The sequence below is a fragment of the Pseudomonas sp. LJDD11 genome (assembly GCF_024584215.1).
In the GTDB taxonomy this organism is placed as follows: Bacteria; Pseudomonadota; Gammaproteobacteria; order Pseudomonadales; family Pseudomonadaceae; genus Aquipseudomonas.
The window spans coordinates 20,294-38,592 of record NZ_JANJFL010000018.1 but is presented as its reverse complement, the minus strand read 5'-3'; the positions used below and the strand labels follow the sequence as shown (position 1 = coordinate 38,592).

Sequence of the window (18,299 nt, the reverse complement as noted above, 5' to 3'; positions counted from 1 at the left end):
TTTTTTGTGGGAGACTGAGCGCCGTACGCCCTCAGCCAGCAGGTAGTTTTTCAACGGCCTGTCGAGCGTCTAACGTTGACAGAGATGCCCCGACCTCATCAAGGCTGATGTAGAATTGCATCATTATTGATGACAGATGCGAGCTTGATCATGAGAACGACCGTTACGATTGATGACGCCTTGTATGAACGCGCCCTTGAAGTCGCAGACCCTAACATGGACAAGGCCGAGCTTTTTCGTGAGGCCGTGCAGATGTTTGTCCGTATTCAGGCAGCAAAGCGTTTGGCAGCCCTTGGCTCTGCAATGCCCTCAATGGAGGATATCCCCCGTCGAAGTGATGCATCCGAATGATGGATGTGCTTGTCGATACCTCTATCTGGGTGGCTCACTTTCGCAGCTACAACCCGGGCCTTTCGAACTTGCTTCAACAGGACCGGGTGCTGATCCACCCCATGGTTATGGGTGAACTGGCGTGCGGTACACCACCTGAGCGGACTCGAACGCTGGCAGATCTGTCCAGTTTGAAGCACTGCCAGCAACCCACATGGACCGAAGTAATGACTTTCGTGGAGCAGCACAAGCTCTACGGTTTGGGGTGCGGGCTGGTGGACATGACACTGCTGGCATCAGCCTTGATCACTCGGGCGCATTTGTGGACGCTGGACAAACGACTGGCCAGCCTGGCCACACGCTTGCAGATCAACCACCAGCCCGACTGAGTACTGACTCCTGGTCTGTTGCCGTTTCATCACAACCGCGCCGAGGCCCTGCGGGTTGCGCCCCAAAATCGCGCCAGCGCGGGCGGCGTTCCACTCGTTGAAGGACTTGAAAAGGAGAACCTGGCCGCCTTGCATGGGTACAAGGCGGCTACCTCGCCACTCAGTGGTTATACGCCCGCTCGTTATGCTCGCCCAGATCCAGCCCCAGCTCTTCGGTCGAGTCATCGGCGCGCAAACCGACCAGTGCCTTGACCACCTTGAGGATCGCCCAGCTGACCACGAAGCAATACACCACAGTCAGCGCCACGCCTTTGATCTGTGCGATCACCTGATCGAGCATGTTGGCGTCCGGCACCAAACCGCCCAGCGCCGGCACGCAGAACACCCCGGTCAGCACCGCACCGACAATCCCGCCAATGCCATGCAGACCGAAGACGTCGAGGCTGTCGTCGTAGCCGAGGCGTTTCTTCAGCACGGTGACGCCCAGGTAGCAGCACACGCCGCACAGCAGGCCAATCACCAGCGCACCGCCCACGCCGACGTAGGCGCAGGCCGGGGTGATGCCGACCAGGCCCGCCAGCGCACCGCACGCCAGCCCTTGCGCGCTGGGTTTGCCGGCTTTGAGCCACTCGCTGAACATCCAGCCAATGATCCCGGCGCACGCACCGACCTGGGTGTTGATCATCACCATGCCGGACAACCCGGAAAGGCCGCCGCCGGAGCCGATATTAAAGCCGAACCAACCGACCCAAAGCATCGCCGCGCCGGCCATGGTCAGGCTCAGGTTGTGTGCCGGCATGGGTTCATTCTTGTAGCCTTTGCGTTTGCCCAGTGCCAGGCAGGCCGCCAGTGCCGCGACCCCGGCGTTGATGTGCACAGCGGTGCCACCGGCGTAATCAAGCACGCCCCAGTTGTGCATCACCGCCCCGCCGCCGCCCCAGACCATGTGCGCCACCGGGGCGTAAACCAGGGTGAACCACAGCGCCATGAACAACAGCGCGGCGGAGAACTTCATGCGCTCGGCAAAAGCCCCGGCGATCAGCGCCGGGGTGATGATGGCGAAGGTCATCTGGAAGGTGATGAATACACCTTCGGGGATTTCGCCGACCAGGCTGTCGGGGGTCAGGCCGGCCAGAAAAGCACGGTTCAGGCTGCCGACGAAGCTATTAAAGGTCACCTCCCCGGCGACCATATTGGTGGTGTCCAGCACCAGGCTGTAGCCGTAAAGCACCCACAACACACCGACCAGCCCGGCGATGCCAAAGCACTGGGTGAACAGCGAGAGCATGTTCTTGGCACGTACCAGCCCGCCGTAGAACAGGGCAAGGCCGGGCAGGCACATGAACAGCACCAGCACCGCGGCGGTGATCATCCACGCGGTGCTGCCGGTATTGAGGGTCGGGGTTTCGGCCGCCTGGGCCAAAGGAATACAGGCGCCCAGCGCCAGTGCTGCAAGAAGGGATTTGCCAGGTAGACGATTAACCATCTTCAACGCTCCTGCGGGGTAATGGAAAGTGTCTGGCAGCGGGGAATGTTGTTTGGAAAACGGGCCTTTGCGGCCTCTCTGGATGTGATGCCGATCATTTGTGGGAGCGATCGGGCGGCGATCCGTCTTGCTCGCTCCCACAAAGGGATCACCGAATCAATACTGCGAACCCGGAATCCAGCTGGTGCCGGCCAGCGGTACGCGGGCCATGGCGGCCGATTCGACGGTCAGAGCCACCAGGTCCTCGGGGTCGAGGTTGTGCAGGTGGCTCTTGCCGCAGGCGCGGGCCATGGTCTGGGCTTCGAGCACCAATACACGCAAATAGTTTGCCAGGCGGCGCCCGCCTTCGACCGGGTCCAGACGTTTGGCCAGTTCCGGGTCCTGGGTGGTGATACCGGCAGGGTCGCGGCCGTTCTGCCAGTCGTCGTAGAAACCGGCGGCCGAGCCGATCTTCTTCAGTTCTTCGTCCAGCCGCGGGTGGTTGTCACCCAGCGCCACCAGAGCAGCCGTACCGATGGCCACCGCATCAGCGCCCAGGGCCATGGCCTTGGCGACGTCTGCACCATTACGAATCCCGCCGGAGACGATCAATTGCACTTTGCGGTGCATGCCCATTTCCTGCAGGGCCTGAACCGCTTGCGGGATGGCTGGCAGGATCGGGATACCGACGTGCTCGATAAACACTTCCTGAGTCGCAGCGGTGCCGCCCTGCATGCCGTCGAGCACGATCACGTCGGCACCGGCTTTGACTGCCAGTTTCACATCGTAGTAAGGACGACTGGCGCCGATTTTCACGTAGATGGGTTTTTCCCAGTCGGTGATTTCACGGATCTCGGCGATCTTGATCGCCAGATCGTCCGGGCCGGTCCAGTCCGGGTGACGACAGGCCGAGCGCTGGTCGACGCCGATTGGCAGGGTGCGCATGCCCGCGACCCGCTCGGTGACTTTCATGCCCAACAGCATGCCGCCGCCGCCCGGCTTGGCGCCCTGCCCCAGCACGATCTCGATGGCATCGGCCTTGCGCAGGTCATCCGGGTTCATGCCGTAGCGCGACGGCAGGTACTGGTAAACCAGGTGCTGCGACTGGCCGCGTTCTTCCGGGGTCATGCCGCCGTCGCCGGTGGTGGTGCTGGTGCCGGCAATGCTGGCACCACGGCCCAGCGCTTCCTTGGCATTGGCCGACAGCGCGCCGAAGCTCATGCCAGCGATAGTCACCGGAATCTTCAGGTGCAACGGTTTCTTGGCGAAACGGTTACCGAGGATCACGTCGGTGCCGCATTTCTCGCGGTAGCCTTCCAGCGGATAGCGCGACACGCTGGCGCCGAGCAGCAGCAGGTCATCGAAGTGCGGCAGCTTGCGCTTGGTGCCGCCGCCACGAATGTCATAGATGCCGGTTTCGGCGGCGCGCTGGATTTCCTGGATGGTCAGGCGATCGAAGGTGGCCGACTCGCGCAGGACCGGAGCCTGGGCTTTGGAATTGGAAAACTCGGTCATGGTTAGTGCTCCTGATCAGTACGCGCTGGCGTTGTCGACTTTGAAGTTGTACAGCTGGCGCGCCGAGCCGTAGCGTTTGAAATCGGCGGCGTTCTCCTTGAAACCGGCGCGGTTGAGCAGCGCCTGCAACTCTTCGATATGCTCGGCGCGCATCTCTTTCTCGATGCAGTCAGAGCCGAGCGACTCGACGCTGCCTTTGACGAAGATTTTGGTTTCATACAACGAGTCGCCCAACGCATCACCGGCATCGCCGCATACCACCAGGCGCCCGGCCTGGCCCATGAAGCAGCTCATGTGGCCGATGCTGCCACCGACCACGATGTCGATGCCTTTCATGGAAATCCCGCAACGCGCGCCGGCATCGCCTTCGATGACCAGCAGCCCGCCGTGGGCGGTAGCGCCGGCCGCCTGGGAGGCACTGCCTTTGACCCGCACGTAGCCGCTCATCATGTTCTCGGCGCAGCCCACGCCGACATTGCCGTGCACGGTGACCGAGGCTTTCTGGTTCATCCCGGCGCAGTAATAGCCGGCGTGGCCCTGGATATCGATAGAGATGGCTTCGTTGACGCCCACGGCCAGGTTGTGCGCACCGTTGGGGTGGGTCACCAACCACTCGCGCTCTTCAACGTTTTTGGCCTGGTCGTGCAAAGCCTGGTTCAGATCACGCACGCTGGCGCTGGACAGATCAATGGTTTTCATAATGCGTGCTCCTTAAGCCGACTCGCGTTCCCAGATGTACATGGTGGCGGGAACAGGTTCCCAGACCTTGGCGTTTTCGATCCCCGGCAGGCTCGACAGCGCCTGATACTCCGAAGCCATGGCCACGTAGTCCTCGGTTTCGGCAAGGATCGCAGGCTTGCAGGCAATCGGGTCGCGGATCACGGCAAAGCCGTTGCGGGTGCCGATGGCGAAGGTGAAGAAACCGTCCAGCGCTTCGAGTGAGTTATCCAGCGCCTGCTTGAGCGAGTCGCCCTGTTGCAGGCGCCAGGCCAGGTAACCGGCGGCCACTTCGGTGTCGTTCTCGGTCTCGAAGTTGATGCCTTCGCGGCGCAGTTCCTGGCGCAGACGGAAGTGGTTGGACAACGAACCGTTGTGCACCAGGCACAGGTCAGCACCGGTGGAAAACGGATGGCTGCCTTCCATGGTCACCGCGCTTTCTGTGGCCATACGGGTGTGGCCGATAATGTGGCTACCCTTCATGGCGGCCAGGCCGAAGCGCTCGGAAATCTCCTGCGGCAAGCCCATGCCCTTGAGGATCTCGATGCTCTGCCCGGCGCTCATGATGCGTACGCTGGGGGCCAGTTCGGCCAGCACGGCACGCACCGCCGCTTCTTCGGCCTTGATCTTGAGCACGATGGCGCTGGCGTTCTGGAACCAGTCCAGTTCGCTACCCAGTTTGTCTTGCACGGCAGCCACCAGGGCCTTGAAGTCGTAGCCTTCGGTGGTGCCTTGCAAGGTCAGCTTGACCCAGCCATCAGCCACTTCATCGCCATAAATGGCAAAACCTGCACTGTCCGGGCCGCGATCGGTCATGGCTTCGAGCATCGGCTCGAAGAGCTTGCCGAGCTGCGATTCCAGCGCCGGGTTCTTCAAATACAAACCAACAATTCCACACATGGGGCAGGCCTCACTTTGTTCGGCAGTGGCTAGCTTTAAGCTGCAAGCTTCAAGCTGACCGTGTTGATAGAAAATCGTGTACTCACCGCAACTCTGCTTTTGCTTGCAGCTTGCGGCTTGAAACTTGAAGCGGCTTTTATTGCGGCTTGAAACGTGTCGCTTAAAAAAACTCGGTGTAGCGCTTCACTTCCCAGTCACTGACATGGCGGCTGTATTCCACCCATTCCATGCGCTTGAGCTTGATGAACTCCCCGACAATTTCCGGACCCAGCACTTCGGCAAACAACGGATCGGCCTCCAACGCGTCGCAGGCTTCCTTGAGCGACTGCGGCAAGGTCTTGATGCCGCGCGCGGCGATCTCTTCAAGGCCGAGCTTGTAAAGGTTTTCGTTGCATACCATCGGGACTTCCAACTGCCGATCGATACCGTCCAGGCCGGCGGCAATGATCGCGGCGCTGACCAGATACGGGTTGCAGCCAGCATCCGGCAGGCGGAACTCCAGGCGGCCATAGGGCACGCGAACCATGGCCGAGCGGTTGTTGGAGCCAAAGGCAATGAACGCCGGCGCCCAGGTCGCACCCGACAACGAGTTGCCAACCACAAGCCGCTTGTAGGAGTTGACTGTGGGGGCCGCGAACGCGCACAACGCGGGACCGTGGGCCAGCAGGCCGGCGGCGAAGTGGTAGGCCATTTTCGACAGGCCCATGCCACTTGGGTCACTGGCGTCGTGGAACAGGTTCTTGTTGGTTGCGCTGCTGATCGACAGGTGAAAGTGCATGCCGTTACCGGCGCGCTTGGGGTCCGGCTTGGGCATGAACGAGCAGATCATGCCCATGTCGTTGGCGATCTCGCCGGCGGCCATGCGGAAGAAGGTGAAGCGATCGGCCGACTCCATGGCGTCGCTGTAGGTGTAGTTGATCTCGAACTGGCCGTTGGCGTCTTCGTGGTCGATCTGGTAGATGTCAAAGCCCACCGGTTGCAGGGCTTCGGTCAGACGTTCGAGAAATTCGCGTGAACGCGACAGACCTTTGTAGTCATAGCAAGGCTTGTCGAGGTTATCGCTGGCATCGACCAGTTGCAGTTGGCCGGCAGCATCGCGCTTGAACAGACTGAACTCAGGCTCCAGCCCGGTGTTGAGGGTCCAGCCACGCTGGCTCAGACGCTCAACCTGCTGTTGCAGCACATAGCGGCTGTCGTAAGGCCAGGGTTTACCGTCAACATGACCGATGCACACCACGCGGCCATAACCGGGCTGCCATGGCACCGGCACCAGTGACGACAGGTCACCACGGGCCATGAAGTCGGGACCGTGAGGCTCCATGCCCATACCAGTGATGGCGAACCCGGCGAACCCGGCGCCACTCTCGGCGACCATTTCCAGGCCGCTGACCGGCACCGATTTGGTCTTGGACGAACCGTGAATATCGACGAACTGAGCCAGCACGTACTTGATGCCGTGCTCCTGGATCAGACGCTGTGTTTCTGTTGGCAACATAGAGCGTGACTCCTGTGACGAAAGCGGCTTGAAAGAACAACCCCTGTTTCGCTGCCGGAAGCACTTATTCCGATCAGGAAACTTACTTTCATTACAGGAATGCAATGCCCTTGCCAGTTTTTCAGTCAGGGCTAAAAATCCTTTTATCGGGCCTTTTGTTCTGTATATATGGGAAACTTGTTTTCCCACCGCGAATATTTCACCGGCAAAACAGCCCTACGAACGTCGCTGCACATTCTCAGTGCGAAATAAAAATTATTGAACGGAAACCGTGCACAGCCTATGACTCAATCGGACACCCCCAAGCTCAAGCTGGAGCAGTACATCGGCATTCAGATCAAACGCCAGCGCCAGGCTCAGGAACTCAAGCTGGCGGATGTGGCGCGTATCGCCGGAATCAGCCAAGGGATGTTGAGCAAGATCGAGAATGCCCAGGTGTCGACCAGCCTGGATAACCTGGGCCGTTTATGCGATGTGCTGGGCATGCCGATGTCGAAACTGTTCAGCCAGTACGATCAGCAGGGCAGCACGGCGTTGCTGGTCAAAAAGGATGAAGGGCTGGAGGTGGTGCGCCGCGGTACGGAGAAGGGCCATACCTATCATTTGCTTAACCACACCCGTGGGCCAAAAAAGAGTTTCGAGGCGTATATGGTGAGCATGGATGACGCCAGCGAAGAGTTTCCGACCTTCTCGCATCCGGGCACCGAGTTTTTGCATTTGCTGGAGGGCGAGCTGATTTACCGGCATGGCAATCAGTTGTACCGGATGGAAGCCGGCGACAGCCTGACCTTCGACGGTGAGGTGCCGCATGGGCCGGAGCAACTGGTGCAAGTGCCGATCCGGTTGTTGTCGATCATGAACTATGGGGCGCAGGGCGAGTAAGCCGCTCGCCTCTGTGTAGGAGATCGCCCGCCGCCTCGGCGCCGCGCTGTCGCGCAGCAGACACGGACCCGGTGGGAAGAGCCGGCCGGCGCCCCGGTCTGCTCGCGAAGGGGCCAGTAAAGTCACAGCATCTGCTGCGACTGTGCCGCCGTCTTCGCTGTGGTCCGGCACCCCGGCAAGCCAGCTCCCACCGGGGGCATACAGTGCTTAAGTGAATGTATGGGCGTTAGCCGGGAAGCCTTCGCGGCTAAAGCGAATCGCCGCCCGGCCAGCGCCCAAGTCGCGATTGGCGTCGTCTGGACCATCTCGGTTCGAAGAGCAAAAGCAAATGGAGCCTGGCTTAGGCTTTTTTCTTGCCGCTTGAAGCTTACCGCTTGCCGCCCGCGCCCACGGCGCGACTTTCCCCACAAGAAATATTCTTTCCAGATTTCTCTGGACGGCCCGTCCGCTTTCACCTATAAATTCGCCAAGACGAATATTTAATTCCTTAGGGGAATTTTTATTCACCCTTAAAACCAGAATTTACTGCTGAATTTTTTCGCTCTGCGTTGAGCTGCCGCCATTTTCCGAGGACGTGCCATGCAACACGAAAAGAACCATTTCATCCTGAAGATCAGCTGTCCGGCGACGTCCGGGATTGTCGCGGCGGTGACGTCGTATCTGGCGGGTAACGCTTGCTACATCGGTGAAATGGCGCAGTTTGATGATGAGTTCAGCGGGCGTTTTTTCATGCGCGCGGTGTTTCGCTTCAATGAGGGTCACGCCGGTGACATCGAGCAGCTCAAGGCGGGGTTCAGCGATGTAGCGGCCAGCTTTGACATGGACTGGGAGCTGCATGACAGCAGCCGGCCGATGCGGGTGCTGCTGATGGTCAGCAAGTTCGATCATTGCCTGACCGACCTCTTGTATCGCTATCACAAGGGCGAGATGCACATGACCATCACCGCCATTGTCTCCAATCACCTCGATCTGCGGCCGATGGCCGAGCGTGAGGGCATCCGGTTTATCTACCTGCCGGTGACCAAAGACACCAAAGCCGCTCAGGAAGCGGCGCTGATGCAGGTGGTCAACGAGACCGGTACTGAATTGGTGGTGCTGGCGCGCTACATGCAGATCCTCTCCGATGATCTGTGCAAGCAACTTTCAGGCCGCGCCATAAATATCCACCACTCGTTCCTGCCGGGTTTCAAAGGTGCCAAGCCGTATCACCAGGCTTATGAGCGTGGCGTAAAGCTGATCGGCGCCACCGCGCATTACGTGACCAGCGACCTGGACGAGGGGCCAATCATCGAGCAGGAGGTACAGCGGGTCGACCACGCCTATTTGCCTGATGACCTGGTCGCCATCGGCCGTGACACAGAAACCGTGGCACTGTCCAAGGCGGTCCGCTATCACCTTGAACACCGGGTCTTTCTCAACACTGACAGAACGGTGATCTTCCGGTGAATAGCTCAAAACTGATCGACGGTAAAGCCGCCGCCGCCCGGGTGCTGCAGAAGGTCAAACAGGACGTGCTGATGCTCAAGGCCGATCACATCCAGCCAGCGCTGGCGGTGATTCTGGTCGGTGAAGACCCGGCCAGCCAGGTGTATGTGCGTAACAAGATTCTGCGCGCCGAGGAATGCGGGATTCGCTCCATCGAGTACCGGCTGGCAGCCGATTGCCCGCAGGCCCGGCTGTTGGACTTGATCGCCGAGTTGAACAACGACGCTTCAGTGAACGGCATTTTGCTGCAACTGCCGTTACCCGGACACATTGAAGAAACCCGCGCCTTGCAGGCGATTGATCCGGGCAAGGATGTCGACGGTTTTCACAGCGAGAACGTTGGCGGCCTGAGCCAGGGCCGTGACGTACTAACGCCCTGCACCCCCACCGGCTGCATGTACCTGCTGGAGCAGACCCTCGGCGACCTGAGCGGCAAGCACGCGGTGGTGATTGGCCGCTCGAACATTGTCGGCAAGCCAATGGCAGCCTTGCTGCTCAAGGCCCACTGCTCGGTGACGGTGGTGCATTCGCGCAGCCAGGATGCCAAGGCGCTGTGCCAACTGGCCGACATCGTGGTCGCGGCGGTAGGTCGGCCACGAATGATCGATGCCAGTTGGCTGAAACCCGGCGCGGTGGTGATCGATGTGGGCATCAACCGTATTCAGGACCACGACCGTAGCCGGCTGGTCGGTGATGTCGACTTTGACGCCGCCCTGGCCCAGGTCTCGGCCATCACCCCGGTGCCCGGCGGGGTCGGGCCTATGACCATCGCCTTTCTGATGAAAAACACCCTGATCGCCGCGCAGCAGCAACGCCAGCGTGCCCTCGCCCATAGCCAGCCGCAGGAGGCCGTATGCCTTTAGGTCTATTGAAGTACGGGCTCAGCTCGGAGTACCCGGTGGAAGTCGACTTGCCGGCCCCCAAGGAACTCAAGCCGGCCTATGACGTGGTGATCATCGGCGGAGGCGGCCACGGCCTGGCCACCGCGTATTACCTGTCCAAGTACCACGGCATCAACAATATTGCGGTGCTGGAAAAAGGCTACCTGGGCGGCGGCAACACCGCGCGTAACACGGCGGTGATCCGCTCCAACTACCTGACCAGCGAGGGGGTGAAGTTCTACGCTGAATCGGTACGGATGTTCGAAGGGCTGTCCAATGAATTCGACTTCAACATCATGTATTCGCACCGGGGTCAGTTGACCCTGGCGCATACCGACGCCACGGTGCGTTCATTCCGCCAGCGCGCCGAGGTCAACAAGCACTTTGGCGGGCGCACCGAGATGATCGACCGTCAGCAGATCCGCGAGTTGGTGCCGAGCCTGAACCTTGATCCGGGGCATATTCCGGTGCTCGCCGGGCTCTGGCACATCGACGGGGCGACAGCGCGGCACGATGCGGTGGCCTGGGGCTACGCCAAGCAGGCCGCCAAGCGCGGGGTCGAGATTCATCAACTGACCGACGTTCAGGAACTGGTGATCGAAAACGGCGCCATCACGGCGGTCAAGACCAACCGGGGCACGGTGCGTTGTGGCTGCGCGGTGCAGGCGGTGGCCGGCATGAGTTCGCAGATGATGAAAAAGGCCGGCATCCGCTCGCCGATCCAGACCTTCCCGCTGCAAGCGATGGTCACCCAGCCGTTCAAGCCGTTTCTCGACCCGCTGGTGAGTTCTTCGGCGCTGCACTGCTACGTGCAGCAGACCAGCCGTGGCGAGGTGGTGTTCGGCGGTGGCTCGGATCCCTACCCGCTGTTCAACACTCGCTCAACGCTCGACTTGAAAGAAAGCCTGCTCTCGCACGCCATCGAGATGTTCCCGTTTCTGGCCAACGCCAAGCTGATGCGCCAGTGGGCCGGGATCACCGACATGACCCCCGATTACAGCCCCATCATGGGCCTGTCGCCGGTCAAGAACTACTACCTGGACGCCGGCTGGGGCACCTGGGGCTTCAAGGCCACGCCGATCTGCGGCAAGACCATGGCCGAGCTGGTCGCCAGTGGCGGCAAGGTCCCGGAGCTGATCAAGCCATTTGGCCTGGAGCGTTTCTCGACCTTCCAGCAAGTCAACGAAATGGGCGCCACGGCGGCCAGCCACTAAGCGGAGAGCGACACATGAAAGTCATGACATGCCCGCTCAACGGGCCGCGCAACATCAGCGAATTCACCTACGGCGGCGAATTCAAACCCATGCCCGACCCGCAGACCTGCAGCGATGCCCAGTGGGCCGACTACGTGTTCAACAGCGAAGACACCTTGGGGGTGATTCGCGAGTGGTGGATGCACACGCCATCGAGTTACTGGTTTCTGGCCGAGCGCCACACCGGCAGTGACGAGATTGTGCGCACCTTCGATGCCCGCGAGCTGTTCAACAGCCGGGTCGAATTCACCCAACAGACTCAGGAGATCGCAGGATGAGTACCGCCAACCGCCTGCCCGCCCCGATGGGCCTGCTGATCGACCGCAGCAAGCCGCTGACCTTCAGCTTCGATGGCAAGGCCTATGAAGGCCTGCAAGGCGACAGCATTGCCAGCGCCCTGCTCGCCAGTGGTCGTCATCTGCTGTCGCGCTCGTTCAAGTACCATCGCCCGCGCGGCCCGCTGAGCATGGCCGGGCAAGACGCCAATACCCTGGTGCAACTGCCCCGCGAGCCCAACGTGCTGGCCGATACGTTTGCCCTGGAAAACGGCCTGCGGGTCAGCGGCCAGAACTACAACGGCTCACTGGACAACGACAAGGACGCCCTGCTCGGCAAGTTCTCCAAATTCATGCCGGTGGGGTTCTACTACCGCTCCTTCTATAAGCCCAAGGGCATGTGGAAAGTCTGGGAGCCGGTGATCCGCAAAAAAGCCGGCCTGGGTGTGCTGGACCTCGGCTTCAAGCCCGAGTACTACGACAAGGCGTATCTGTTTACCGACCTGGCAGTGATCGGCGCCGGTCCCGCCGGCCTGCAAGCGGCGCTGACCGCCGCCAATGCCGGCGCCAAGGTGCTGCTGATCGAGCAGCAGCCGATTCTGGGCGGCTCGCTGACGTATGCGCGCTTTGACCTTGAAGGTCAGCGGGCCGGGCAACTGCGCACCGAACTGGTGGCGGCCGTAGAAGGCCACGCCAATATCCGGATTCTGCACAGCGCCACCTGCAACGCCTGGTTCACCGACAACTACCTGCCGGTGATTCAAGGCAAACGCCTGTATAAAGTGCGCGCGACGCAGTGCCTGATCACCAGCGGCTCGTTCGATCAGCCGGTGATTTTCCGCAACAACGACCTGCCCGGCATCATGCTGACCAGCGCGGCGCAACGGCTGATGAAGCTGTATGCGGTCAAGCCCGGCCAACGCGCCGTGGTACTCACCGGTAACGATGACGGCTATCTGGCCGCGCTGGATCTGCATGATCAGGGCGTGCAGGTGGCCGCTGTGGTGGATATGCGTAACCAGCCAGCCGACCGCAGCCTGTTGATCGAGCTGGAAAAACGCGGCATCACTTGCCACGCCAGCACCACCGTGTATGAAGCACTGCACGAAAAGGGCATGCGCCACATCAATGGCGTCGAGCTGCGCAAAATCACCGGCCAGGGTCAGGTGGCCAGTGCGGGCATGACCCTGGACTGCGACCTGCTGTGTATGTCAGGCGGCTATATGCCGGTTTATCAATTGCTGTGCCAGGCCGGTGGCAAACTCGCCTATGACGAGCAAAGCGCCGAGTTCAACCTCAGCGGCCTGCCGGCCAATCTGAACATTGCCGGTTCCGTAAACGGCCAGCACAGCCTGGACAACGTCTTGGCAGACGCCACCCGCGCCGCCCTCGACATCATTGCCAGCCTTGGCCTGCACACTACCCAGCAGGCCGCGCCGCTCAAAGGCGAGGCACAGGTGAACTTCCCCTGGCCGATTTTTCCGCACCCCAAAGGCAAGGATTTCGTCGACTTTGACGAAGACCTGCAGGTGCGCGATATCGTCAATGCCACGCGCATCGGTTACCGCGATGTGCAACTGGTCAAGCGCTACTCCACGGTGGGCATGGGTCCATCCCAGGGCCGCCACTCGGCGCTGCCGACCGCACGCCTGGTCGCCGCTGCGACCCAGCGCAGCATCAGTGAAACCGGGGTCACCACCGCGCGCCCGCCGTTCGAGGCGGAAAAACTTGCGCACGTCGCCGGGCGCGGCTTCGACCCGTACCGCCAGACCCCGATGCACAGCCGGCATGTAAAGGCAGGCGCGAAAATGATGCCCGCCGGTATCTGGCAGCGTCCGGCGTTCTATGGCCAGCCCGCACAACGCGATGCCTGCATGCAGGCCGAAGCCAGGCATGTGCGCAGCAAGGTCGGGATCATCGACGTCTCGACCCTGGGCGGGCTGGACATCCGCGGACCGGACGCCGCCGAGCTGCTGAACCGGATGTACACCTTTGCCTTTATCAAGCAGCCGGTGGGCCGTTCGCGCTATGCGTTGATGACCAACGAACAGGGCGCGGTGATCGACGACGGCGTATGCGCACGCTTTGCCGAGCAGCACTTCTACGTCACCGCCACCACCAGCGGCGTGGACCGTATCTATCAGCAAATGCTCAAGTGGAATGCCCAGTGGCGGCTGAACGTCGATATCGCCAACGTCACCGCCGCGATCAGCGCGGTCAACGTCGCCGGCCCCGACTCACGCAAAGTGTTGGAAAAGGTGTGTCATGACATCGACCTGTCTGCCGCCGGTTTTCCTTATCTGGCAGTGCGCCAGGGCACGGTCGCCGGGATCAAGGCGCGGCTGCTGAGGGTCGGCTTTGTCGGTGAGCTGGGCTATGAGATCCATGTGCCGGCCCGCCATGCCGTGCAGCTCTGGGATGCGCTGATCGAGGCCGGCAAGCAATACGATATCAAGCCATTCGGGGTCGAGACCCAGCGCCTGCTGCGCCTGGAAAAAGGCCACGTGATCATCAGCCAGGACACCGACGGCATGACCCATCCCGGCGAGATTGACATGGGTTGGGCGGTCAGTCGGAGCAAGCCGTTTTTCGTCGGCCGCCGCTCGATAGATATCCTCGAAGCGCAGCCGCAAAAGCGCAAACTGGTCGGTTTTACCCTGCCAGCGGGCAGCCCGCAGCCGCTCGAAGGCCATCTGGTGCTCAGCGGCCCGGACATCAGTGGCAACGTGACGTCCTGCGAGTACTCGCAAACCCTCGGCAAGATCATCGGCCTGGCCTATGCAGGCTTTGATCAGAGCCAGCCCGGCCAGCAGATCCCGATTCGCGTCGAGGGCGGCGTGATGGTCCAGGCCACCGTGGTGCAACTGCCTTTCTTCGACCCTGAAAACCAGCGTCAGGAGCTTTGAACATGTCCAGCCTTCTTGTTGAAAATGTCACCACCCGGCGCCCGATAAACGCCGATAGCCTGGCGTTGTGCAGCCTGAGCGACCTGACCGACCTGCCGCGGGTCGGCTTTCGCGGCACACAGAGCGCTGAGTACCTGGCGGCGCGCGGTTTTCAACTGCCAGACGCCCCCAACCGTGCCGTGACCCAGGACGATGGCAGCCATGTGGTGCGGCTGTCGCAAACTGAATACCTGCTGCTGGGCAGCCCCGCCGATCAGGGCGAACGGATTGCCGATGAAGAGGCCCGCTGGGAGCTGGATCACAACGCCAACTACCTGCTGCCGCGCCAGGACAGCCACGCCTGGCTGCAACTGTCGGGCAGCGCGGTCAGTGAGGTGATGGCCAAGCTGTGCGGCGTCGACCTGCGGGCCCAGGCTTTCGGCCCCGGCGCCGTGGCTCAGACCTCGGCAGCGCGGATCAGCGTGATCGTGATCAATGCAGGGTCGGCACTGACCCCGTGCCTGCAGATCCTCTTTGATCGCTGCTCGCTGGAGTATTTCAAGGCGGCGTTGCTCGATGCGATGGGCGAATTTGCCTGAGCAGGGCCGATCGCGCAGCAAACACAGGACTTGGGAGCAGCTTTAGCTGCGAAGCCTTCGCTGCTCAAGCAGCTCCTATGGTCCAATGCATCACCCTGGAGATTGCATGATCGAACCTCTGGACAAAGACGTCGACTATCTGGTCCCGGCCCTGGCCCGGGGTTTGAGCGTCCTGGGCCTGTTCAACGCCCAGGTGCGTGCGTTGAGCATTCAGGAGATCGCCGAGCGGCTGCAGGTCAGCACCTCGGCGATCTACCGGATTCTGGTCACGCTGACGCACATGGGCTATCTGAACAAGCTCAACAGCCACTATGAACTCGGTGCTCGGGTGGTCAGCGACGGCTTCAGCTATCTGGCCAGCCGGGACATCGTCGATGTCGCCATGCCGGCGCTCAACGCCCTGCGCGACCGCACTTCACTGTCGTGTCATCTGAGCATCCGTGAACACACCGACAGCCTTTATCTGTATCGCGCGTTTGCCGCCCAGCGCCTGTCGGTGAACATTCCGGTGGGTACACGCATTGCCTGCCATTGCACTGCCATGGGGCGCATGTTGCTGACCGCACTGGATGATGCCCGGCTTGGGGCACTGTACCAGCACATTCGCCTGGACGATTACCCGCCACCCGCGCCGCGGACATTGCCCGAACTGCAAAGCATGATTCGCCAGGACCGCGAGCGCGGCTGGGTCGTGCATCGCTCCGATTACTCCACCGCGATTGCCACGGTAATCCGCGATCACACCGGGCAGGTGACGGCGGCAATCAACCTGTCCGGGCCCGATGCCGTGATGGACCCTGAAGGCGCCACGGAGCGTTTCCAGACCCTGTTGCTGGAAACCAGCGCCTGTATCAGCCGTGAACTGGGTTACCGGGACACACCCTCCCTGGCTTAAACATTTAAGCGCAATCAGCCACTCAAGAATCCCGCCGCAACGCCGACGTTATTAACGTGTACTTCTGCTTTGGCCGGTTTTGCTGGGACCGGCACGCAGCGTGCATCAGCGGTTGCTCAATTGCGATGTATAAAAATAATCCGGAGCCAAAATGAATATCAAACAGAAGCTGACAGGGGCGTTCGCGGTTATCGCGTGTTTGCCCATTGTTGTTGTCGCCAGCATCGTTATCGTCAACCTGCGCACAGAGGCCACGGATGATTTTGTCGACAACAGCGGACGGGAAATCCGCCAGGTCGAGAATGCAATGCAGTTGTTCTTCGACGGAATCAGCCAGAATGTCGAGTATCTGGCCTCTTATCCGCTGCTGGCCAATGCAGGTAACGACGTCAAGAATTTTACCGGTCCGGACCCGCTGAGCACCCCACCGTCGGAGACCGACAAACAATTGTTTGACCTGTTTACCCGTCTGGCAAAAAGTCATCCGGCGTACTCGTATGTCTCTTATGGTCTGGCCAACGGCAGCTATGCGATGTGGCCCGAAGACAAGACCTTGAAAAACTACGACCCGCGCGTCCGGCCCTGGTACAAGACCGCCCTGGCCAACCCAGGCAAGACCGTGCGAAGCGAGGCTTACTACTGGGCGAACGATGACGCGGTATTGGTCAGCACCATTCGAGCTATCCCCAACGTACTCGGCAACCCTGGGGGTGTCGTCAACATTGATGTTTCACTCAAGCAGCTGACGGGCATCGTCAAACAGATCAAGCTGGGTGAAAGCGGTTACCTGATGCTGCTGGAAAACAACGGCAACGTGCTGGTCGACCCGAACAAACCGGAAAACAACTTCAAAAAGCTCGGCGAACTGGGCGGCGGCTACAGTGAGCTGGCCAAGGCCGGCAAGGGCCTGGTCAAGGTCGAGCTGAACGGCGAGCGCTACATGGCCAACGTCTATCCGGCTGACAAACTGGGCTGGAGCTTCATCGGCCTGATCAAGCAGGACGAAGTCATGGCCTCGGCCAATAGCCTGACCTGGCTGATCGGCATTATTGCTGCCGTGCTGGCCGTGGTGTTCGCCCTGGTGGGTGCCAGCTTCGCCAGCCTCATCGTGCGGCCGATCAACGGCGTATCCAGTGGCCTGGAAGGCATTGCCCAAGGTGAAGGTGACCTGACCGTGACCCTGCCGGTGCGCGGCAATGACGAAACCGCCAAACTGGCCGGCTGGTTCAACCAGTTCCTGGGCGCGATCCGCAGTCTGATCCAGCACATCACCAATGCTGCGCACAGCATTCTCGATGCCTCCCAGAGCGCAACCCGGGTCTCGGGCAACATGGCCGACGCCGCCAATCGCCAGCGCGAAGCGGTGGACATGGTCTCTACCGCCTTCCACGAAATGGTCGCCACCGCCAACGAAGTCGCCCGCTCCTGCAGCCAGGCCGCCGAATCGGCCGACACCAGCCAGCAACAGGCCCGCGACGGCCAGCGGCAGATCGACGACGCGGTGCACAGTGTCGACCGGCTCAGCGAAGAAATCTCTCGCTCGGCCAAGGACATGAGCCAGCTGGAAAAAGACAGCAACGACATTCAGTCGATTCTCGACACCATCCGTTCGATTGCCGAGCAAACCAACCTGCTGGCGCTCAACGCCGCCATCGAAGCGGCGCGGGCCGGTGAACAGGGCCGTGGTTTTGCCGTGGTGGCCGACGAAGTCCGGGCGCTGGCCAAACGCACGGCCGACTCCACCGCAGAAATCGACACCCTGCTCGGCAATCTGGCCCGCCGTACGGCCTCGGTCGCCCAGCAGATGCATTCGAGCCTGGAAGTGTCGCAGCAGTCAGTCAGCAAGATCGGCCAGGCACGCACCAGTTTCGGCCAGATCCGCGAATCGGTGGATGTGATCCGCGACATGAACACCCAGATCGCGACCGCCGCCGAAGAGCAGCATCAGGTCGCCGAGGACATCAACCGGCACATAAGCCAGATCCATGGCGATGCACAGCTGGTGGTGGAACTGGCTCAATCGGCACGGGTGGACTCGCAAAGCCTGGCGTCGCTGTCCAATGAACTCGATACCCTGGTGCGCAAGTTCCGCACCTGATTTCTCCCCTGCTCAAGCAAAAGGCGGCTTAGGCCGCCTTGTTGTTTTCTGGCCTCCCCGCTCGCTCAGTTTTCGCCTCAACCCCTCTAGTTCAAGCATTGCCAATGATCCCCGATAGAAAAAATTGGCATACCATCAGACAAAAAAGCTAAAGAATCGCACTTATTGGCCGAGACCCTGACGGTTACTTGCCAAGCCCCGGTTTTCTGGCGGCTAGACCCACCCTGCGTGCACA

At 60.9% G+C, this 18,299-nt stretch carries 16 protein-coding genes and 1 pseudogene; 12 read left to right on the top strand and 5 right to left on the bottom strand.

From position 1 onward, the window contains the following. Positions 1-150 precede the first annotated feature (150 nt). Positions 151-351: a type II toxin-antitoxin system VapB family antitoxin gene (locus NRB16_RS19455; protein ID WP_045494840.1), complete on the top strand. Its 201-nt coding sequence runs from the start codon at positions 151-153 to the stop codon at positions 349-351. Beyond that, on the top strand, positions 348-719 hold the full coding sequence (locus NRB16_RS19450) for a type II toxin-antitoxin system VapC family toxin (protein WP_257106712.1): 372 nt from the start codon (positions 348-350) through the stop codon (positions 717-719). The genes NRB16_RS19455 and NRB16_RS19450 overlap by 4 nt, the downstream gene beginning before the upstream one ends. Positions 720-879: 160 nt before the next feature. Here the strand turns inward: NRB16_RS19450 and NRB16_RS19445 are convergent, their stop codons facing one another. The 5 genes from NRB16_RS19445 to glnT form a co-directional block, all read right to left on the bottom strand. Beyond that, positions 880-2,205, bottom strand: a complete 1,326-nt coding sequence (locus tag NRB16_RS19445) for an ammonium transporter (RefSeq protein WP_052483507.1) — start codon at positions 2,203-2,205, stop codon at positions 880-882. Positions 2,206-2,361: 156 nt separating this feature from the next. Next, a complete protein-coding gene (locus tag NRB16_RS19440) occupies positions 2,362-3,699 on the bottom strand; it encodes an FMN-binding glutamate synthase family protein (protein WP_045491848.1) in 1,338 nt (445 codons plus the stop codon). A 15-nt stretch (positions 3,700-3,714) separates the two neighbouring features. Beyond that, a complete protein-coding gene (locus NRB16_RS19435; protein ID WP_257106711.1) occupies positions 3,715-4,398 on the bottom strand; it encodes a protein glxC in 684 nt (227 codons plus the stop codon). A 12-nt stretch (positions 4,399-4,410) separates the two neighbouring features. Next, positions 4,411-5,316, bottom strand: a complete 906-nt coding sequence (locus tag NRB16_RS19430; protein ID WP_257106710.1) for a glutamine amidotransferase family protein — start codon at positions 5,314-5,316, stop codon at positions 4,411-4,413. Positions 5,317-5,476: 160 nt separating this feature from the next. Next, complete coding sequence (glnT, locus tag NRB16_RS19425) at positions 5,477-6,811, bottom strand: type III glutamate--ammonia ligase (protein WP_257106709.1); 1,335 nt, start codon at positions 6,809-6,811, stop codon at positions 5,477-5,479. Positions 6,812-7,093: 282 nt separating this feature from the next. Here glnT and NRB16_RS19420 point away from each other — a divergent pair, with 282 nt between their 5' ends. The 10 genes and pseudogenes from NRB16_RS19420 (at position 7,094) to NRB16_RS29780 (ending at position 18,064) form a co-directional block, all read left to right on the top strand. Continuing rightward, a complete protein-coding gene (locus NRB16_RS19420; protein WP_045491856.1) occupies positions 7,094-7,693 on the top strand; it encodes an XRE family transcriptional regulator in 600 nt (199 codons plus the stop codon). Positions 7,694-8,272: 579 nt separating this feature from the next. Next, on the top strand, positions 8,273-9,139 hold the full coding sequence (gene purU / locus NRB16_RS19415) for a formyltetrahydrofolate deformylase (protein WP_045491858.1): 867 nt from the start codon (positions 8,273-8,275) through the stop codon (positions 9,137-9,139). Continuing rightward, the gene (gene folD, locus NRB16_RS19410) at positions 9,136-10,041 is read left to right on the top strand and encodes a bifunctional methylenetetrahydrofolate dehydrogenase/methenyltetrahydrofolate cyclohydrolase FolD (protein WP_257106708.1); all 906 of its coding nucleotides are present in this window, start codon (positions 9,136-9,138) and stop codon (positions 10,039-10,041) included. Before purU ends, folD begins: the two co-directional genes overlap by 4 nt. Next, positions 10,032-11,273: an FAD-dependent oxidoreductase gene (locus tag NRB16_RS19405; RefSeq protein ID WP_045491862.1), complete on the top strand. Its 1,242-nt coding sequence runs from the start codon at positions 10,032-10,034 to the stop codon at positions 11,271-11,273. The genes folD and NRB16_RS19405 overlap by 10 nt, the downstream gene beginning before the upstream one ends. Before the next feature lie 14 nt (positions 11,274-11,287). Continuing rightward, the gene (locus tag NRB16_RS19400) at positions 11,288-11,590 is read left to right on the top strand and encodes a sarcosine oxidase subunit delta (protein WP_257106707.1); all 303 of its coding nucleotides are present in this window, start codon (positions 11,288-11,290) and stop codon (positions 11,588-11,590) included. After that, positions 11,587-14,493, top strand: coding sequence for a 2Fe-2S iron-sulfur cluster-binding protein (locus NRB16_RS19395; protein ID WP_257106706.1), 2,907 nt, complete (start codon positions 11,587-11,589; stop codon positions 14,491-14,493). The genes NRB16_RS19400 and NRB16_RS19395 overlap by 4 nt, the downstream gene beginning before the upstream one ends. Positions 14,494-14,495: 2 nt before the next feature. Continuing rightward, a complete protein-coding gene (locus tag NRB16_RS19390; protein WP_257106705.1) occupies positions 14,496-15,071 on the top strand; it encodes a sarcosine oxidase subunit gamma in 576 nt (191 codons plus the stop codon). A gap of 106 nt (positions 15,072-15,177) precedes the next feature. Beyond that, complete coding sequence (locus NRB16_RS19385) at positions 15,178-15,966, top strand: IclR family transcriptional regulator (RefSeq protein ID WP_257106704.1); 789 nt, start codon at positions 15,178-15,180, stop codon at positions 15,964-15,966. 151 nt (positions 15,967-16,117) lie between these two features. After that, positions 16,118-17,206: pseudogene (locus tag NRB16_RS29785) on the top strand (cache domain-containing protein); the annotation flags it as partial. Positions 17,207-17,296: 90 nt separating this feature from the next. Beyond that, on the top strand, positions 17,297-18,064 hold the full coding sequence (locus NRB16_RS29780; protein ID WP_373568486.1) for a methyl-accepting chemotaxis protein: 768 nt from the start codon (positions 17,297-17,299) through the stop codon (positions 18,062-18,064). The last annotated feature ends 235 nt before the right edge of the window (positions 18,065-18,299 follow it).

Coding starts and splice junctions, on each gene's coding strand:
- NRB16_RS19455 (WP_045494840.1), top strand. CDS start 151: ATGAGAACGACCGTTACGATTGATGACGCCTTGTATGAACGCGCCCTT.
- NRB16_RS19450 (WP_257106712.1), top strand. CDS start 348: ATGATGGATGTGCTTGTCGATACCTCTATCTGGGTGGCTCACTTTCGC.
- NRB16_RS19445 (WP_052483507.1), bottom strand. CDS start 2,205: ATGGTTAATCGTCTACCTGGCAAATCCCTTCTTGCAGCACTGGCGCTG.
- NRB16_RS19440 (WP_045491848.1), bottom strand. CDS start 3,699: ATGACCGAGTTTTCCAATTCCAAAGCCCAGGCTCCGGTCCTGCGCGAG.
- NRB16_RS19435 (WP_257106711.1), bottom strand. CDS start 4,398: ATGAAAACCATTGATCTGTCCAGCGCCAGCGTGCGTGATCTGAACCAG.
- NRB16_RS19430 (WP_257106710.1), bottom strand. CDS start 5,316: ATGTGTGGAATTGTTGGTTTGTATTTGAAGAACCCGGCGCTGGAATCG.
- glnT (WP_257106709.1), bottom strand. CDS start 6,811: ATGTTGCCAACAGAAACACAGCGTCTGATCCAGGAGCACGGCATCAAG.
- NRB16_RS19420 (WP_045491856.1), top strand. CDS start 7,094: ATGACTCAATCGGACACCCCCAAGCTCAAGCTGGAGCAGTACATCGGC.
- purU (WP_045491858.1), top strand. CDS start 8,273: ATGCAACACGAAAAGAACCATTTCATCCTGAAGATCAGCTGTCCGGCG.
- NRB16_RS19405 (WP_045491862.1), top strand. CDS start 10,032: ATGCCTTTAGGTCTATTGAAGTACGGGCTCAGCTCGGAGTACCCGGTG.
- NRB16_RS19400 (WP_257106707.1), top strand. CDS start 11,288: ATGAAAGTCATGACATGCCCGCTCAACGGGCCGCGCAACATCAGCGAA.
- NRB16_RS19395 (WP_257106706.1), top strand. CDS start 11,587: ATGAGTACCGCCAACCGCCTGCCCGCCCCGATGGGCCTGCTGATCGAC.
- NRB16_RS19390 (WP_257106705.1), top strand. CDS start 14,496: ATGTCCAGCCTTCTTGTTGAAAATGTCACCACCCGGCGCCCGATAAAC.
- NRB16_RS19385 (WP_257106704.1), top strand. CDS start 15,178: ATGATCGAACCTCTGGACAAAGACGTCGACTATCTGGTCCCGGCCCTG.
- NRB16_RS29780 (WP_373568486.1), top strand. CDS start 17,297: ATGGCCGACGCCGCCAATCGCCAGCGCGAAGCGGTGGACATGGTCTCT.